Source organism: Marinobacter sp. C1S70, assembly GCF_000475355.1.
GTDB classification, from domain to species: Bacteria; Pseudomonadota; Gammaproteobacteria; order Pseudomonadales; family Oleiphilaceae; genus Marinobacter; species Marinobacter nauticus.
On sequence record NZ_AXBW01000087.1, the window covers coordinates 1 to 1,669 of the forward strand.

Below are 1,669 nucleotides of genomic sequence, written 5' to 3' on the forward strand. Positions count from 1 at the left end.
CCCCCTCTGTCAGGATAATTGACGCGCTCTTTGTTAAACTCTCTTAATCATTCAGGGGCGTTGGGAGATCTGTATGCCTCGTTACTCCGATGAGCGACGTCAGGCCGTAGTGGCCAAGCTGTTACCACCGTACAACCAGAGCGTTGAAGAAGTAGCCCGCCAGGAAGGTATTTCCTCAGCTACGGTTTACAAGTGGCGTAAAGAAGCCCGTGCGGAAGGCCGCTGCCTGCCTGATACCAGTGATCAGGGCGCTGAGGGCTGGTCCTCCCGGGACAAGTTTGCAGCCGTGCTTGAGACCGCATCAATGAACACCGAGGAGGTCGCCGCTTGGTGCCGCCAGAGAGGCCTGTACCCTGAGCAACTGCAACGCTGGCGACATGATTGTGAACAAGCGGCCAGCCTGTCTCATGACGAGCGCCGTCGCGAAGCCGAGGAGGCTCGGCAGCAGCGCAAGCGCATCAAGGAGCTGGAACGCGAGCTGCAACGTAAAAACTCAGCATTGGCGGAGACAGCTGCACTGCTGACCCTGTCAAAAAAAGTACGGGCGATCTGGGGGGACGAGGAGTCATGATCAGCATCGAAGATCGCCAAAACGCCGTACAGCTGATCGCCAGGGCCTGCGACGACGGAGCCCGCCTCAGTGCCGCCTGCGAGGTGGTCGGTATCTCGATTCGCACTCATCAGCGCTGGACGCGGGAGGGCGATGTCAAGGAGGACCAACGCCCTTTTGCCGAACGGCCGGTGCCCGCCAATGCCCTCACGCCAGAGGAGGAAGCTGACATCCTGAAGCAGTGTCACCGGGAAGAGTTTGCTGACCTGCCACCGGATCAGATCGTGGTGCGCTTGATGGACGAAGAACAGCGCTATATCGCATCAGTTTCCAGTTTTTATCGTGTATTGCGCAAGCATGGTCAGCTGGCTCATCGAGGTCGTGCCAAGGCCCGCAAATCACGGCCAGCACCGACTACGCATACGGCAACAGCACCCAATCAGGTCTGGTCGTGGGACTGTACCTGGCTCCCCGGCCCAGCCAAGGGGACCTACTACTATCTGGTGATGATCCTCGATATCTTCAGCCGCAAGGTGGTGGGCTGGGAGGCTTTCCTGGGCGAGTCTGCAGCCAACTCCCGTACCGTCATTGAGCGAGCGGTGCTGGCCGAAAATATCGTGCGCCAGCCGCTGGTGTTACACGCCGATAATGGTAGCCCCTTCAAAGGCGCGACCTTGCTGGAGAAGCTGCGGGATCTAAAGATCCAGCCATCGTTCAGTCGGCCAAGAGTGAGTAACGATAACGCCTTCTCCGAGGCCCTGTTCCGCACCTGCAAGTATGTACCGCACTATCCCGCAGATGGCTTTGCTGATCTAACGGAAGCCCAGCAATGGGTACACAGGTTCGTTCAATGGTACAACCATGAGCATCGTCACAGTGCCATTCGCTTCGTAACACCGGTGCAGCGCCATACCGGAGAGGACAAGGCGATACTGGAGAAGCGCCATGCGCTCAATCTCGCAGCCAGAACGGCACATCCTGAGCGCTGGAGCGGTGGCACCCGTAACTGGGAACCGGTGACATTCGTATCGTTGAATCCAGAGCGGAAAGTGGTCACTGAGGCAGTGAGAGTGGCTGCATAAAAATCAGACAGGGCGACAGATACCTTGACAGTTACCG

General features: G+C 58.1%; 1 pseudogene. It reads left to right on the forward strand.

The annotated features are described in order from the left end of the window. Window positions 1-73 precede the first annotated feature (73 nt). Window positions 74-1,632 (forward strand): annotated as a pseudogene (locus tag Q669_RS18695) (IS3 family transposase). Window positions 1,633-1,669: the final 37 nt, after the last annotated feature.